The sequence below is a fragment of the Pararhodobacter sp. genome, from assembly GCF_034676545.1.
GTDB lineage: Bacteria > Pseudomonadota > Alphaproteobacteria > Rhodobacterales > Rhodobacteraceae > Pararhodobacter.
The window spans coordinates 2478097-2493495 of the sequence record NZ_JAUCBZ010000015.1; the positions used below are offsets into that span (position 1 = coordinate 2478097).

The 15399-nt window shown below is 60.8% G+C and carries 12 protein-coding genes, 1 tRNA gene and 1 pseudogene; 8 read left to right on the forward strand and 6 right to left on the reverse strand.

Annotated features, from left to right (window positions below; translation table 11 throughout):
• Positions 1–2 precede the first annotated feature (2 nt).
• The 4 genes from hpaD (VDQ28_RS15685) to VDQ28_RS15700 all read right to left on the reverse strand — a co-directional run bounded on the left by hpaD (VDQ28_RS15685) (position 3) and on the right by VDQ28_RS15700 (position 4399).
• Entirely contained in the window at positions 3–986 is a 984-nt protein-coding gene (hpaD, locus tag VDQ28_RS15685; protein WP_323036820.1) for a 3,4-dihydroxyphenylacetate 2,3-dioxygenase, read from the reverse strand.
• A gap of 9 nt (positions 987–995) precedes the next feature.
• Positions 996–1850 carry a 3,4-dihydroxyphenylacetate 2,3-dioxygenase gene (gene hpaD, locus VDQ28_RS15690; RefSeq protein WP_323036821.1) on the reverse strand — a complete coding sequence of 285 codons (855 nt, stop codon included), beginning with the start codon at positions 1848–1850 and terminating at the stop codon, positions 996–998.
• A 14-nt stretch (positions 1851–1864) separates the two neighbouring features.
• The gene (gene hpaE / locus VDQ28_RS15695; protein WP_323036822.1) at positions 1865–3373 is read right to left on the reverse strand and encodes a 5-carboxymethyl-2-hydroxymuconate semialdehyde dehydrogenase; all 1509 of its coding nucleotides are present in this window, start codon (positions 3371–3373) and stop codon (positions 1865–1867) included.
• 120 nt (positions 3374–3493) lie between these two features.
• Positions 3494–4399 carry a LysR family transcriptional regulator gene (locus tag VDQ28_RS15700; protein WP_323036823.1) on the reverse strand — a complete coding sequence of 302 codons (906 nt, stop codon included), beginning with the start codon at positions 4397–4399 and terminating at the stop codon, positions 3494–3496.
• Between the two features lie 85 nt (positions 4400–4484).
• Here VDQ28_RS15700 and VDQ28_RS15705 point away from each other — a divergent pair, with 85 nt between their 5' ends.
• From VDQ28_RS15705 to VDQ28_RS15735, 7 genes are all read left to right on the forward strand, one after another.
• Positions 4485–6635 (forward strand): indolepyruvate ferredoxin oxidoreductase subunit alpha, encoded by a 2151-nt coding sequence (locus VDQ28_RS15705; protein ID WP_323036824.1) that lies wholly within the window; start codon positions 4485–4487, stop codon positions 6633–6635.
• Complete coding sequence (locus VDQ28_RS15710; RefSeq protein WP_323036825.1) at positions 6632–8155, forward strand: indolepyruvate oxidoreductase subunit beta family protein; 1524 nt, start codon at positions 6632–6634, stop codon at positions 8153–8155. Before VDQ28_RS15705 ends, VDQ28_RS15710 begins: the two co-directional genes overlap by 4 nt.
• The gene (locus VDQ28_RS15715) at positions 8124–8546 is read left to right on the forward strand and encodes a thioesterase family protein (RefSeq protein ID WP_323036826.1); all 423 of its coding nucleotides are present in this window, start codon (positions 8124–8126) and stop codon (positions 8544–8546) included. The genes VDQ28_RS15710 and VDQ28_RS15715 overlap by 32 nt, the downstream gene beginning before the upstream one ends.
• A 267-nt stretch (positions 8547–8813) precedes the next feature.
• Positions 8814–9848 carry a TRAP transporter substrate-binding protein gene (locus VDQ28_RS15720; protein WP_323036827.1) on the forward strand — a complete coding sequence of 345 codons (1035 nt, stop codon included), beginning with the start codon at positions 8814–8816 and terminating at the stop codon, positions 9846–9848.
• Between the two features lie 56 nt (positions 9849–9904).
• Positions 9905–10366 carry a TRAP transporter small permease gene (locus VDQ28_RS15725; protein ID WP_323036828.1) on the forward strand — a complete coding sequence of 154 codons (462 nt, stop codon included), beginning with the start codon at positions 9905–9907 and terminating at the stop codon, positions 10364–10366.
• Between the two features lie 6 nt (positions 10367–10372).
• Complete coding sequence (locus VDQ28_RS15730; protein WP_323036829.1) at positions 10373–11725, forward strand: TRAP transporter large permease subunit; 1353 nt, start codon at positions 10373–10375, stop codon at positions 11723–11725.
• Between the two features lie 59 nt (positions 11726–11784).
• Complete coding sequence (locus VDQ28_RS15735; protein WP_323036830.1) at positions 11785–12960, forward strand: cytochrome P450; 1176 nt, start codon at positions 11785–11787, stop codon at positions 12958–12960.
• 36 nt (positions 12961–12996) lie between these two features.
• Here VDQ28_RS15735 and VDQ28_RS15740 read toward each other — a convergent pair.
• Together VDQ28_RS15740 and VDQ28_RS15745 are read right to left on the reverse strand one after the other, a co-directional pair.
• Positions 12997–13870, reverse strand: a pseudogene (locus tag VDQ28_RS15740) (IS5 family transposase).
• Between the two features lie 70 nt (positions 13871–13940).
• Positions 13941–14015: transfer RNA gene (locus VDQ28_RS15745), tRNA-Gln, on the reverse strand.
• A 209-nt stretch (positions 14016–14224) separates the two neighbouring features.
• Here VDQ28_RS15745 and VDQ28_RS15750 point away from each other — a divergent pair.
• The gene (locus tag VDQ28_RS15750) at positions 14225–15391 is read left to right on the forward strand and encodes an NAD(P)/FAD-dependent oxidoreductase (RefSeq protein WP_323036831.1); all 1167 of its coding nucleotides are present in this window, start codon (positions 14225–14227) and stop codon (positions 15389–15391) included.
• The last annotated feature ends 8 nt before the right edge of the window (positions 15392–15399 follow it).

Sequence of the window (15399 nt, forward strand, 5' to 3'; positions counted from 1 at the left end):
CGTCAGGGGGCGATGATGGGCGAGGCAGACAGGGTTGCGTCCTTGGTCTCGATGCCCACGAATTTCGTGCCGTGCTCGAACCAGCTGCGCGGCGCGGGTGCCCCCCAGAGGGTCTGGCGCTGCGGGTCTTTCAGATCCCATTTGATCGGCTCCAGATCGGGGTCAACCGTTTGATAATCCGAACAATAAATCTCGATCCGGTGGCCGTCCGGGTCGAGGACATAGAGGAAGAACGCGTTGGAAATCCCGTGCCGCCCCGGCCCGCGTTCGATGTTGCCAACGTAGCCGGTGGTTGCCATCAGGTCGAGCAGGTCGATGATGTTCAAAGGCGTCGGCACCCAGAAGGCAACATGGTGCAGCCGTGGGCCGTGGCCGTTGGTGAAGGCCATGTCATGCACGCCGCCCTTGCGGTGCATCCACGCGGCCCACAGATGTTTGGACTCGGCGTCTTCGGTGTATTCGGTGACACGAAAGCCAAAGTCGCTGTAGAAGGCGACGCTGTCATCGACGCTGGTGGAAAACACGTTGAAATGGTCGATGCGCAGCGGTTTGACACCGCGATAGAGCGCGTATTGCTGATGGATCGGGGCAAGCCGGTCCATCTTGTGATAGAATTCCAGCGGAATGCCCATGTTGTCCGAGGTCAGCAGCGTGCGGCCTTGATAGGGGCGCTCAACCCACGAGATCGGGCGGCCGAGTTTCTCGAAATAGGCGGCGGCGCGGTCCAGATCGGCCTCGTCAAAGGTCTTGAAGCCGAGAACCTCGACCGTGCCGGGCTGGTCGGATTTTTGCAGGATCACGCAATGATGCCCGCGCTCTTCCATCGCCCGCAGATAGAGGTGGCTGTCGGTCTCATCGGTGATCTGCAATCCCAGAATCTCGGTGTAGAATTTGCGCGAGGCGGCCAGATCGGCGACGTTCAGGCAGACGTGGCTCAGGCGGATGGTGTTGAAATCCGGGTAGAGATTCGGTGCGGGAATGGGCATGGATTGCTCCTATTGCACGGGAAAGATGACATTGGTCTGACCAGTGCCCGAGGATGGAAAATAGGGGGAGACGACTTCGCATCTGGCGCTGTAACGGTCCCAGCCCAGCGCGCCATACAGCATTGCCGTGTCATGCATCGAGCCTTCGCCGCAGCAATGTTGCGCGTATTCGCCCAGCATTTTCAGGAAGGTCGCGTGGTCACCGTTTTGCCACAGGTCAAGCACACGCAAGTCCATCTGGCGGTTGAATTCCGAACTGATGGTGAAGGTGCCGTTGTTGGCGGCGTAATCCTTGTTCGGCCAGATCTTGTGGCTCAGAGACCCCGAGGCAACCAGCAGAACCTTGCTGTCGCTGGCCTCGACGGCGGCGCGGATGGCCTCGCCGACGATCCGGCTTTCGTCATGGCTGTGCACCGTCGCCCAAGCGGCGATGGACACCACCTTCATCTCGTGCTCGCGCGCCATGAAGCGCATCGGCACCAGCGTGCCGTATTCCAGCTCCAGACTGTCAAGATGATGCGCCAGAGTATAGGCCCCGCGCGCCGTAGCCTCGGCGGCAATGGCGTCACCCAGATCGGGGTTGCCGTCATAGGCATAGGCCAGGTTCTGGATGAATTGCGGAAATTCGTTCGAGGTGAACAACCCTTCGAACCGCGTATTGGCGTTGATGTGAAAGCCCGCATTGATCACCCAATGCGTGTCACAGATCACCACCGTATCGGCCCCCAGGGCCTTGGCCCGGCGCGCAATCTCGCGGTGCCCGTCAATGGCGGGCTGGCGTTTGCCGTGGACCGGGCCGTCCTGCTCGGACATGAGCATGGTCGGAACGTGGGTCATCTTGGCGGCGAGGACGATCTCTCCCATACAATGCTCCTGAGTTATGCGCCGAGCCGCATGATCTTGTGCGGTCCGGTGGCAAAGCCGATGTGCTTGGTTTCCATGTAGAACTCGAAAGACCAATCGCCGCCATCACGCCCGATACCCGAGGCTTTGACGCCGCCGAACGGGGTTGGCAGGTGGCGCACGTTCTCGGAGTTGACCCAGATCATGCCCGCCTCAAGCTGATCGGTAAAGCGCAACGCACGGGTCAGATCATTGGTCCAGACATAGCCCGTCAGCCCGTATTGCGTGTCATTGGCCATGGCCAGCGCCTCGGCCTCGGTCGAGAAGGGAATCGAGGTCAGCACCGGGCCAAAGATTTCCTCTCGCGCGATGCGCATGGCGTTGGTGGCGTTGGTGAACAGGGTGGGGCGCACGAAATAGCCGGTGTCGCCAATCGTTTCGCCGCCCGCCGCGATGGTCGCGCCGTCGGTTCGGGCAATCTCGAAATACGACGTCACCTTGTCGAAATGTTCCTTGGTCACCAGCGGCCCGATCTCGGTCGCGGGGTCCAGCGGATGCCCGACCTTGATGTTGTTCACGCGCTCGATCAGCTTGGCCTCGAAAGTCTCGCGGATCGTGTCCTGCACCAGCAAGCGGCTGGACGAGGTGCAGCGTTCGCCGTTGATCGAGTAGATCATGAAGATCACCGCATCCAGTGCGCGCTCCAGATCGGCGTCGTCAAACACGATGACCGGATTCTTGCCGCCCAATTCCAGATGCAGGCGTTTGAGCGTGTCGGCGCCCTGTTTGGTGATCAGGCTGCCCGTGCGGCTTTCGCCGACAAAGGCGATGGCCTTGATCAACGGGTGCTCGGTCAGGCGTTTTCCGGCGTCGTGGCCAAAGCCATTGACCGTGTTCAAGACGCCCGGTGGCAGACCGGCGTCCTCGGCGATTTCCACCAGCAGGCGGGCGGTCAGCGGCGAATCCTCGGCGGGTTTATGGACCACGGTGCAGCCCGCGGCCAAGGCGGGCGCGATTTTCCAGGTGGACAGCATGAAAGGCGTGTTCCACGGCGTGATCACGCCCACAGGGCCAATCGGCTTGCGGGTGGTGATGTTCATCAGCGTGGGTGAGGGCAGGTGCTGGCCGTCACGGGCTTGCACCACTTGATCGGCGAAATAGCGGAAATTCTCGGCCCCGCGCAGGGCGGCCTTGGACATGAAGCGCAGGGTCTGGCCGGTGTCCCAGCATTCGCACAATGCGATTTCTTCGGCGCGGGCCTCGATGGCGTTGGCGACGTTGAGCAGGATCTTGCGGCGCTCGGTCGCGGGCATGTCGCGCCATGCGGGAAAGGCGGCCGATGCGGCCTCGGCGGCGCGGTCAATGTCGCTGGCGTCGCTGCGGGCCACGTCGCAAATTACAGATTTGTCAACGGGCGAGCGCGTTTGAAACACCCCACCCGCGCCGGGCTGATCCTGACCCGCGATGCGGTTTTGCAGACCGCGATCCTTGAACCTGGCCAAATAGCCGGTCAGCTTTTCGAGGTTTTGCTCCAGTGCGTTCATGGCGGCCTCTTTTGATTGTCGTGGATCGTGGCATCTATTAGTTGCTTTGTTAAGCAATGGCGTGCCGACCTGTCAACACAATTCTTGGCCCGCGCCACGCAGAGGCCCACCACAACCCTATCATCCACCCGGCAAAAAGAGCCCCATGATCTGCTGCCTGATCCACCGTGCTGTTGCATCGGTCTGCAAACGCTGGTGCCAGATCATCCGCACCGGGCGTTCCTTGAGATCCGAAATCCTAGCGATCTCGCGCACCGCTTCGGTCGCAATCAAACGATCCGCGAATTGCGTTGGCACAATGGCTATGGCGTTGATATCCGACAGCAACTCGCTGAGCCCGCCAAAGTGGCGCAGCCGCATGATGATGTTTTGCGCATAGCCCTGATCGTTCACCCATCTCTCGATATCGCTGGCATAGGTCGCCTCCGGGGCGGCCAGAACCAGTTTTGCGTTGCCAAGATCGAGGCCGGGCGGCGCGGCATGGTTTGCACCGATGATCGCCGAATAAGTTTCTGCAAACAGATCCACGCCGAGAATGCCGCGCTCGGGGCTGTCGAGAATACCGATGGCGAGGTCGATGTCGCCATTTTCCAATGCAGCGCCGACCTGTGGTTTGGCGATCGAGAGATTTCGAAACCGCAACCCCGGTGCTTGGCGGATCAGGCATTTGGCGATCATTGGCAGCAACAAGGCCTCGCCCAAACCCGACAGAGACAGGCGCAGCACATGGTTGCTGGTGGCCGGGTCGAAGGCCTTGGCCGGCACCAAGGCGGCCTCCAATGCGTGCAAGGCAGTCCGCACATCCGGTGCAATCTGGGCCGCGTAATGCGTCGGCACCATGCCGCCCTTACCGCGCACGAAAAGCGGATCCCGCAGCTGGTCGCGCAACCGGTTGAGCGCGCTGCTGGCGGCGGGTTGGCTAAGCCCCAATTGTTGTGCGGCCGTCGAGACAGACTGGGAGTCAAAGACAATCAGAAACAGGCGCAGCAGATTGAGGTCCAGCCGTGCCAAGTTTATTTCTGACATGAATACACTCCATTCAGTAATTCAGTTTTACTTTAATTCAACCCGTTCCTACTGTCACGCAGAATACCGTCGGGTTGGGGAACTCATGGAAGTCTCGTTTGCCAAGGAGATCGAAAAGCTGAAGCTGGGGCAGGGCGACCAGTTCCACGGCGAGGGGATTTTGGCGGTGACCAAGGCGTTGCTGCAATCGGGCGTGTCCTATGTCGGCGGATACCAAGGCTCACCCGTGTCGCATCTGATTGACGTGATGGTGCAAGCCGCGCCGCAGATGCGCGAGTTGGGCGTGCATGTCGAGGCCTGCACCAACGAGGCCGCCGCCGCCGCCATGCTGGGCGCCTCCATCATGTATCCGGTGCGCGGGGCGGTGGCGTGGAAATCCATCGTCGGCACCAATGTCGCCTCGGATGCGCTGGCCAATCTGGCCTCACCGGGGTTGATGGGCGGCGCGCTGATCATCGTTGGCGAGGATTTCGGCGAGGGTTCCAGCGTCATACAGGAGCGCAGCCACGCCTATGCGATGAAATCGACGCTCTGGCTGATGGACCCGCGGCCCAACCTGCCCAGCATCGTCAACGCGGTCGAGAAATCCTTTGAATTGTCCGAAGCATCGAATACGCCGGTGATGATGGAACTGCGCATTCGGGCTTGCCATGTGCAGGGCAGTTTCACCGCCAAGGACAATATCGCCCCGGCGATATCCATGACGCAAGTGCTCGCCGAGCCCGCACCCCATGACTACGAACGCCTCGCGCATCCGCCGGTGACCTTTGGCCATGAGCGCAAGAAATCCGGCGCGCGGATGCAGGCGGCGCGCGCGTTCATCCGCGAGAATGCGCTCAATGAAGTGTTCGAGGGTCAGACGCACAAGGATGTCGGGCTGATCGTACAGGGCGGGCTGTATAATGCGCTGTTGCGGGCACTGGCGGAACTGGGCCTCGCGGATGAAAGCGGCAATTGCGATATTCCGATCATGGTGCTGAATGTGGTGTATCCGCTGGTGCCCGACGAGATTTTGGGTTTTGCCGCCGACAAGCGCGCGGTGCTGGTTCTGGAGGAAGGCCAGCCCGAATATATCGAGAATGAGGTCGGCACGATCCTGCGGCGCGGAAAGTCCAGGACGATCCTTGCGGGCAAGGATATCCTGCCGATGGCGGGGGAATATACCGCGCAGGTGATGTTGGATGGAACGGCGGCGTTTTTGCGCCAGCATCTGCCCGCCGTCGGCAATATCCTGACCGATGGCCAATACCGTGACGAGGTGCAGGCGCTGATCGACCAGACCGCCAGTTTGCTGCGCAACCCCGTGCCCCCGCGCCCGCCGGGGTTCTGCACCGGCTGCCCCGAACGCCCGTTTTTCACCGCGTTGAAACTGACCGAGCGCGAGATCGGCAAGGTCCATTATTCCGCCGATATCGGTTGCCACGCCTTCGCGACCTTCGCGCCATTCAACTTCGGCAACTCGATCCTGGGCTATGGCATGAGCCTTGCGTCGAACGCCTCGGTGGCCTCGTTTCAGGCGAAACCGCCGCTGGCGGTGATGGGCGACGGTGGGTTTTGGCATAATGGCTTGCTGACCGGGGTGACCTCGCGGCTGCTGAACGGCGGCGACGGGGTGCTGGTGATCATGAAGAACGGCTATACCTCGGCCACTGGCACGCAGGAAATTATCTCGTCGCCCGACCCCGCGATGAAACTGAAAGCCGCCGAGAAAAGCGCCACGCAGGGCGAGCGCACGATCGAGGACGCATTGCAAGGCGTCGGCGTGAAATGGCAGCGCACGGTCCACACCTACGGCGTTGCCAAAATGCGCGACACGCTGCTCGAGGCGTTTGCCTCGCCGTTCAAAGGCCTCAAGGTGATCGTCGCCGAGGGCGAATGCCAGTTGGAGCGTCAACGCCGCATCAAGCCGATCCGCGCCAAGGCGCTGGCGGCGGGGGAGCGGGTGGAACGTCTGCGTTTCGGCATTGATGAAGACACCTGCACCGGGGATCATTCTTGCATCCGGCTGTCGGGCTGCCCGACCCTGACCGTGAAAACCGCGACCGATCCCTTGAAAACCGATCCCGTGGCGCATGTCACCAACGGTTGCGTCGGCTGTGGCTTGTGCGGTGAGGTGGCCCATGCGGCGACGTTGTGCCCCTCGTTCTGGCGCGCGCAGTTGATCTCGAACCCGTCATGGTGGGATCGCGCGAAAGCGTGGATGAACACCACTCTGAACGGGGTGCCGCAGCCATGAGCTATGCCCCGCCCTTGCGACTTCTGATTGCGGCTTTGGGCGGCGAGGGCGGCGGCGTGCTGTTGGGTTGGGTCGTGGCCGGCGCACAGGCGGCGGGCCTGAAGGTGCAAGCGACATCCGTTCCCGGCGTTGCGCAACGCACCGGATCGACAAGCTATTACGTTGAAATCGCAGAGCCGGAGTCAGAGGTTGTGCTCAGCCTCGTGCCGATGCCCGCGCGCGTCGATGTGGTCCTGGCCAGCGAGTTGGTCGAGGCGGCGCGCTGCATGGCGGCCGGGTTTGTCTCGCCGGGTCTCACAACCCTGATCGCCTCCACGAACCGGGTGTTTTCGACCGCCGAAAAGATCAGTCTGGGCGATGGGCGCTTTGCGGCGGAGGATATCATCAGTGCCGCGCAAAAGATGGCCAAGACCTGTCATCTGGCCGATTTCGACGCGCTGGCGTCTGAGGCGAATACTTTCATCTCGGCCACCTTGTTCGGGGCGCTGATTGGCAGCGGCGTTCTGCCGTGGTCCGAGGAGATCTCGTTGTCGGTGCTGGGGCAGGGGCGCGCCGCCGAGGCCAGCCTGCGCGGCGCGCGGGCCGCGATGGCGGCGGTGCAAATGCCAGCCGCAGCGGGACCTGTGCCAGCGGCCAGGGAACCGCAACACCATCTCGCGGGCCTTCCGTCCGAGACCGCCGAAATCGTCGCGCACGGCTATGATCACGTCATTGATTTTCAGGATGCGGCCTATGGCCAGACCTACCTTGACCACGTCGCCACCCTGCTGGCCGCCACGCCTTCGGGCGACCACCGCGCCGCTTATGCCCTGACCGAGGCGGCGCGCCGTTTGGCGTTGTGGATGGCCTATGAGGATGTCGCGCGGGTTGCCGATCTGAAAACCCGGCCCGAGCGGTTTAAACGTGTCCAAAACGAGGCGCAGGCCCAGCCCGGTCAAATCGTCTGGGTCACCGAATACATGAAGCCGCGCACCGAGGAAATCGCCGACATTCTGCCGTCCGGTCTGGGCAGCCGGATCATGCGACGCCTCCAGCGCGGCAAGCCGCTGCCGCTTACCGGACGTGGCGTTTTTATCCGTTCGAACGGAGTTTTGGGCTACCGAATGTTGCGGATTGTGGCAGGCATGAAACGCTTGCGCCGCAAATCTCTGCGGTTCCAGACCGAAAGCACTGAAATTTCGCGTTGGGTTGACGCGATGACAATCGCTTTGGGCCGCGATCCGGGTTTTGCCAGCGGGCTGGCGGAGCTGCCGCGCGTCCTCAAAGGGTATTCCGATACGCATTTGCGTGGCAAAGCGGCCTATGCCAAGATCATGGAGGGCATCGTCGCGCCTGCCATTGCCGAAGGTTCTGAGGCGCGCGCCGCACAGACCCTGCGCCATGCCGTCGCCGCAGCGCTGGCCGATGAAGCGCATACCGAACTCGACGCGATTTTATCGGGCGCACCCGCTGCCGCTCCCGACATTCCGAACCTGAAGGGGGCACGCAATGCTCACGAGCCGACGCACGATTGTCATTGATTGGGGCGACTGCGACCCTGCCGATATTGTCTTCTATCCCAATTATTTCCGCTGGTTCGACGCCTCGACCGCGGCGCATTTCGCAGCCGCGGGCTTGCCGAAGCCGCGCTTGATCGCCGAATACGGCGTTGTCGGTTTTCCGATGGTCGATACGCGGGCAAGGTTCCATGTGCCGTCGAAACATGGCGATGAGGTGGTCATCGAGACCACAATCACCGAATTTGGCCGCTCCAGTTTCACCGTCGAACACCGGTTGATGCGTGGCGAGACGCTGGCGGTCGAGGGATTTGAGAAACGCGTGTTGGTGGCCAAATCCGTGGGTGGTGGGGGCCTGAGATCCTTTGCAATTCCTGAAGAAGTCAAGGCGCTGTTTTCGGGGGATATGGTTTGAGGATCGCCGTGCCTGGTGCTGGACTGTATCACGCCGAAGCCGAGGTCGCACCGCTTGATGTGGCAACGGCAACTGGCCTGAGCCGCGCCTTTCCGGATGCCATGACGCGGTACAATGACGCGGGCGTTGAACAGCACGCGGCATCGCGTGTTTGCCGAAAAAGACGCACCGACCAAAGTGACGACCCAGTATCAGGAAGATCGGCAAGCTATCTTTGATCCATGATGCTGGTTAAGCTTTCTTAACGACCCAACGGAGGAGAAAACAATGAACTATCTTGCAATGACCGGCACACTCGTGAGCGCGCTTTCGCTGTCATCTATGGCAAGCGCTCAGGAATACACGTTTCGCTTGCATCACCTGCTGAGTGCGCAAGCCCCGGCGCACAGCCAAATGCTGGTGCCTTGGGCCGAGCGCGTCAAGGAACTGTCGGGCGGCCGCGTGGATATCGAGATTTTCCCGGCCATGACCCTCGGCGGTGCGCCGCCCGAGTTGATCAGCCAGGTCCGCGATGGTGTCGTTGATTTGGTCTGGACAGTGAACGGCTATACACCCGGCCTGTTTCCGCGCAGCGAAGTGTTTGAATTGCCGTTCGTTTATGTGAATGATCCGGTCGCCACCAACCTCGCCATGTATGACATGTTCGATGAGTATCTGCGCGAGGAATATCAGGGCGTCGAGGTCATGTTTCTGCACGTTCACGCGGGGCAGGGCATCCATATGGTTGACGATCTGATCCGGACGCCGGCTGACCTCGAAGGCATGAGGATGCGCATTCCAACCCGCACCGGCGCCTGGATCATCGAGGCTTTGGGGGCCACGCCCGTTGCCATGCCAGTCCCGGATTTGCCGCAGGCGCTGCAAACCGGCGTCGTGGACGGGGCGTTCATTCCGTGGGAGATCATTCCGCCCCTGCGCATTCAGGAGCAGACCGAGTACCAGATCGAAGGGTTTGACAGGGCCCGGTTTGGCACCACGACCTTTCAGGTGTCGATGAATGCGGATCGTTGGGCGGGGTTGCCTGAGGATATTCAGGCAATCTTCCGTGAGGCCTCCAACCGCGAATGGTGGGCTCATGTCGGCGAGATCTGGCGTGCTTCGGACGATTTCGGCATCAACATGGCGGTGAATGCGGGCAACACCCATGTCACGCTGACTGAAGAAGAAACGGCCGCCTTCCAAGTGGCTCTCGAGCCGGTTGTCGAACGTTGGGTTGCAGAAGTCGACGGCCTTGGCATTGATGGCGCGGCTTTGGTCGCGGCGGCGCGCGAAGCCATCGCCGCCAACGCTTCCGATATGTGATGGAGGCATCCACGCAAACCCCTCGCCGCACTGGTTTGACCAGTGCGGCGGACACCGTGATCACCGCTTGGGCGGTGTTCGGCGGGATCATGGTGATTGCCGTTGTGCTGATGAATGTCCTGTCGGTGCTTCTGGCAATCCTTGGCGTGCCATTCGGCGGAGATTTTGAATTGACGCAAATGGGGATCGCCATCGCGGCCTTTGCGTTCTTGCCCTATTGTCAGTTGACCGGGGCGAATGTCACGGCGGATATCTTTACCGCCAATGCCTCGCCGCGCACCATCGCGATTTTCGCCGTTGCGGCCTCGGTCGTGGCGCTGATGTTCGGGCTGTTGTTGCTTTACGCCATGTACGGCGGCATGGTGAGCCAGCGCCAGTATAACTACACCACCGCCATTTTGCAGGTGCCGATCTGGTGGGCCTATGTCCCGGGCCTCCTGTCGCTGGCGCTGTTGGCCATTGCGTCCTTTATCACCCTTACGGAAAATCTCGGCAAACTGCGCCGGGGCAGGAATTGACCACTTATGTTTGACCCCATCACGCTTGGGCTCATCAGCCTTGTTGTCCTGGTCACGCTGATCGCCTTGCGCATGCCGATTGCCTACGCGATGATCCTTGTCGGCGGGGTCGGCGTGGTCATCATGAACGGCCCGATGACCGTCATGAACCAATTGAAAACATTGGCGTATGGCCAGTTCTCCAACTATGGGCTGTCGGTGGTGCCGATGTTCGTGTTGATGGGGGCAATTGCATCACGAGTAGGCCTGTCGAAGGCGTTGTTCCGGGGCGCAAACGCGTGGCTTGGATGGGCGCCGGGTGGCACGGCGATGGCGGCAATTGCGGGTTGTGCCGGCTTTGGCGCGGTGTCCGGGTCGTCGCTGGCGACGGCCTCGACGATGGGGCGCATCGCCTTGCCGGAGCTCAAGCGGTTCAACTATTCCGGCGCTTTGGCAACCGGATCGCTGGCGGCGGGCGGCGTGCTGGGCATCCTGATCCCGCCCTCGGTGGTGCTGATCATCTACTCGATCATCGTCGAGGCCAACATCGTCACCATGTTCATGGCGGCGATGATTCCGGGCGCACTGGCGGTGCTCTTTTTCATGCTGACGATCCTGATCTATGTGCTGATCAAGCCCGATGCCGGCCCCAAGGGGGGCGCTGCGGACCGCGCGGAGTTTGTCGCCGCGAGTTTGGGTGTTCTGCCCGTCGTACTGATCTTCGCAATTGTTCTGGGTGGGATCTATCTGGGCTTTTACAACCCTACGCCGGGTGCCGCGATGGGTGTCTTCATGGTCGCGGTGTACGGCCTTGTGCGGCGCAGTCTGTCATGGGCCGACACGCTCGACAGCATCAAGGAAACCGCACAGACGACCGGTATGATCTATCTCATCTTGCTGGGCGCGGAACTGGTGAAGATCTTCATGTCCCGCGTGCGTATGCCGCAAGCGACGGCCGAGTGGATCGGTGCGTCGGGGCTGGAGCCGATGACCGTGTTGATCTTGCTGTTGATCGCGCTGATCCTGCTGGGCTGTCTGATGGACAGCCTGTCGATGATCCTGCTGGTTGTCCCGTTCTTCTGGCCGGTTCTGGTCGAATTGAACGGCGGTCTCTATGCATTTGGCCCCGATACCGGCTTTGGTATGAGCACCGAGGAATTGAAAGTCTGGTTCGGGATTCTCGCGCTGATTGTCGTCGAGTTGGGGCTGATAACGCCTCCGGTCGGCATGAATGTCTTTGTGATTTCCGCCTTGGCCAAAGACGTGCCGATGATCGAGACGTTCAAGGGGGTGATGCCGTTTTTCGGGGCCGAGATCGTACGGATCGCGGTTCTGATCATGTTCCCCGCGTTGACCCTTTGGTTGCCGAGCGTCTTTTAGCAAGGCGAGGAGCGCTTGATGCACCGTGGTTCAAACGCCGTTTAACTTGAGGAAATGCCATGCCTTTAGCCCCCATTGACACCGAGATCACCATTGCCGAACTCACCCGGTCGCCCTATCCGATCTATCAGCGCCTGCGGGCGCAAACCCCGGTGCTGAAAGTCGCCTCGGTCGGGCGGACGTTTCTGACCAAGGCGGCCGATACACGCGCGGTCAAAGAGAACCCCGAGTTGTGGAGCTCGAACGATCCGAACACCCCGATGGAGCGCGCATTTCAGGCGCATACGCTGATGCGCAAGGATGGTGAGGCGCATCTGCGGGCGCGCAACGCCATGTTGCCCACGTTCTCGGCGCGCAATATCCGGACCATCTGGTCCGTCGAATACGAAAAGCTGGCCGCGCAATACCTCGATCGGCTGCCGCGCGATGAGGTGATTGACCTGTTTTCCGCCCTCGCTGGCCCGCTGGCGGCGCGGATCTTGTCGGTTGTCCTGGGCATTCCCGAGGCCAGCGACTATGAATTGCAAGAATGGTCGCAAGCGCTGATTGATGGCGCCGGGAATTTTGGCTGGGCGCCCGAACCTTTTGCGCGCGTGGATCGCGCGCATATCGGCATGAATGCGTTGCTCAAGCAAAAAGCCGAGGTGCTCAAAGCCGCACCGAATCAATCGGCGCTGTCGGTGATGGTGAATGCCGAAGATCCGCTGGACTGGGACCAGATCGTCTCGAACATCAAGATCGCGATTGGCGGCGGCATCAACGAGCCTCGCGATGCGCTGTTGACCTGCGTTGTAGGCCTGGTGAACAACCCCGACCAATTGGAGGCGATCAAGGAAAGCGGCAAATGGGGCGATGCGTTTGAAGAAGCCGTGCGCTGGGTCGCGCCAATTCAGGTTTCGGCGCGTGTTGCCACCAGCGACACCGAAATTCGCGGCATCGACATTCCAAAAGGGGATGTTGTGCTGACGTGTCAGGCGTCGTCCAACCATGATGAAGAGCTGTTCGAGGACGGGCACGAATACAATGTTTTCCGCAAACATGCGCCACACCAAAGCTTTGGCGGCGGCCCACATCACTGCATGGGAACCCATATTTCGCGGGCGATGATCGGCAAGATCATGTTGCCGATGCTGTTCGAGCGGTTCCCGAATATGAAGCTGATGTCGCCCAATGACGTCAACTGGAGCGGCTTTGGCTTTCGTGGGCCGCTGTCTTTGCCAGTTCGTTTGACCTGAAAACAGCGGCACTTAGGCTCAGGACTCGTTCTTGTTTCATAGCCAGAACAAGACGACCGCTGCGACGGCGATGGCTGACAGGAAGATTTTTTGGCACCGGTCGTATCGGGTTGCGACGTGCCGCCAGTCCTTCAACCTGCCGAACATGATCTCGATTCGGTTGCGGCGTTTGTATCGACGTTTGTCATATTTCACGATTTCGGTGCGCGGCTTCCGGCCGAGTATACAGGCCCGTATCCCTTTGTCTTTCAACGCATCTCTGAACCAATCGGCATCATGGCCACGATCCCCGAGCAGCCAATCGACCTTTGGCAGACTGTCCAGCAAGGCCGCCGTACCGATGTAATCGCGGCCTTGACCGGCGCTGACGAAGAGGCTGATCGGACGACCCCGGCAGTCGCAAATCGCGTGCAACTTCGTATTCAGGCCGCCCTTGGTGCGGCCCATCAGGCGTCAATTCGGCATTGTCCTCGGACCAATGGCGGACAATTTCTCATCCCCCTTTTTGACGCCCAGACTGGACGCCGTGCGGTGGGCCTTGAGGGACTTGCGCAGGCTCACTCGACCGCAAGGCGTTCGCCTGCTCAATTCAAACATCACGGTCATTTCTTCGCCGTGATCAGCCGCCAGACCAAGCATCATCTGCGCGAAGATGCCCTTCTCGCTCCACCGCTTCCAGCGGTTATAGAGCGTTTCCGGGGCTTGCGCGGCCCCACTGGGGCCACGGTCCGCTGCGACTTTGGGGGCCGTATTCGCTGTGCGCATCCTGCCACCGCAAGCCATTGCGATTGATGAAGATAATCCTGCTCAAGACCCGTCGATCATCAACGCGAGGCTTGCTGTGGGACTTGGGAAAACAGGGCTCCAGACGCGCCATCTGCGCGACGCTCAACCAGAAGAGATCAGACATGACACCGCTCGTTTTTCCAGCGGTGACTTATGCCGACAGACGGAAATCAATGGATCCTGGGTCTGGAAATTGGCTGGGGCGGTAGGATTCGAACCTACGATACACGGTACCAAAAACCGATGCCTTACCACTTGGCTACGCCCCAACTGTGGCGGTGTTTACCCAAGTGGTCGGTGTGCTGCAAGGGGGGTTTGAAAAAAATCAGCCGGCAATGACAGGGATTGTCTGCTACTCCTCAGTCCCGACATCAGAAGAATTTTATCGCAGTCTCGCAAGAGGTTGCCTTGAACCAGCGGCTTTCGCTCCATGAACCTTGCGTGTAAAGGTTTGAAACGCGATTTGGCGGGGAATGCAATGACGTGGGACGTAATCGTGCTGGGCGCCGGTGCCGCCGGTTTCATGGCGGGGATCGAAGCGGCACGGCGAGGGCGTCGGGTTCTGATTCTGGATCATGCCAAGTTTCCGGGCGAAAAGATCAGGATTTCGGGTGGTGGGCGTTGCAACTTCACCAATCTTCACATCGCACCTGAGCGGTTCCTGTCGCAAAACCCGCGCTTCGCGCTGTCATCGCTGCGCCGCTTCACGCAGCACGACTTTATCGCACGGATCAATGCCGCCGGAATCGCCTGGCATGAAAAAACGCTGGGACAATTGTTCTGCGACGGATCGGCCCGACAAGTGGTGGATATGCTGGTCCGCGACTTTGCGCGGGCGGGTGGCGAATTGCGTCTGGGTGTGAGCGTCAACAGCGTGGCGCCCGGGTTTCGCGTGGATACGTCTGACGGTGTCTTTTCGGCCGCATCGGTGGTTGTGGCGACGGGCGGCAAATCGATTCCCAAGATGGGCGCAACGGGGTTTGGCTATGGCGTTGCCCAAGCATTTGGCCTCCGTCTGGTGGAAACCCGGCCCGGATTGGTTCCGCTGACCTTTACCGACACTCAGCTGGATTGGATGAAACCACTGGCCGGGATTGCCGTGCAAGCGCGCGTCGGTCTGGCCGGTGCCAAGATCAGCTTTGACGAAGGCCTGCTGTTTACCCATCGCGGCTTGTCTGGACCTTCTGTGCTGCAAATCTCCAGCTATTGGCAGGCCGGGCAGGCGATTGTCGTAGACCTCGCGCAGGGGCGCGACATCGCCGCCGAAGCCATGGCGGCGCGGCGCATTGCCGGGGGGCGGGATCTGGTGAATGCACTGGATTTACCCGATAAACTGGCGCGCAATGTTGTGGAGCGGGCTGGTTTGAGCGGGCGCTTGGCGGATCAATCCACGAAAGCCTTGGCCAGCCTTTCGGATGCGGTTCATCTCTGGACTTTGGTGCCCGCCGGAACCGAGGGCTATCGAACCGCAGAGGTCACCCTCGGCGGGGTTGATACGCGCGATCTGGACGCGAAAACCATGCAGGCGCGGGCCGTGCCGGGGCTCTATTTCGTTGGCGAAGTGGTCGACGTCACGGGTTGGCTGGGCGGGTATAATTTTCAATGGGCCTGGTCCTCGGGTTGGGCAGCGGGGCAGGTGGCCTGAGGTTTGCC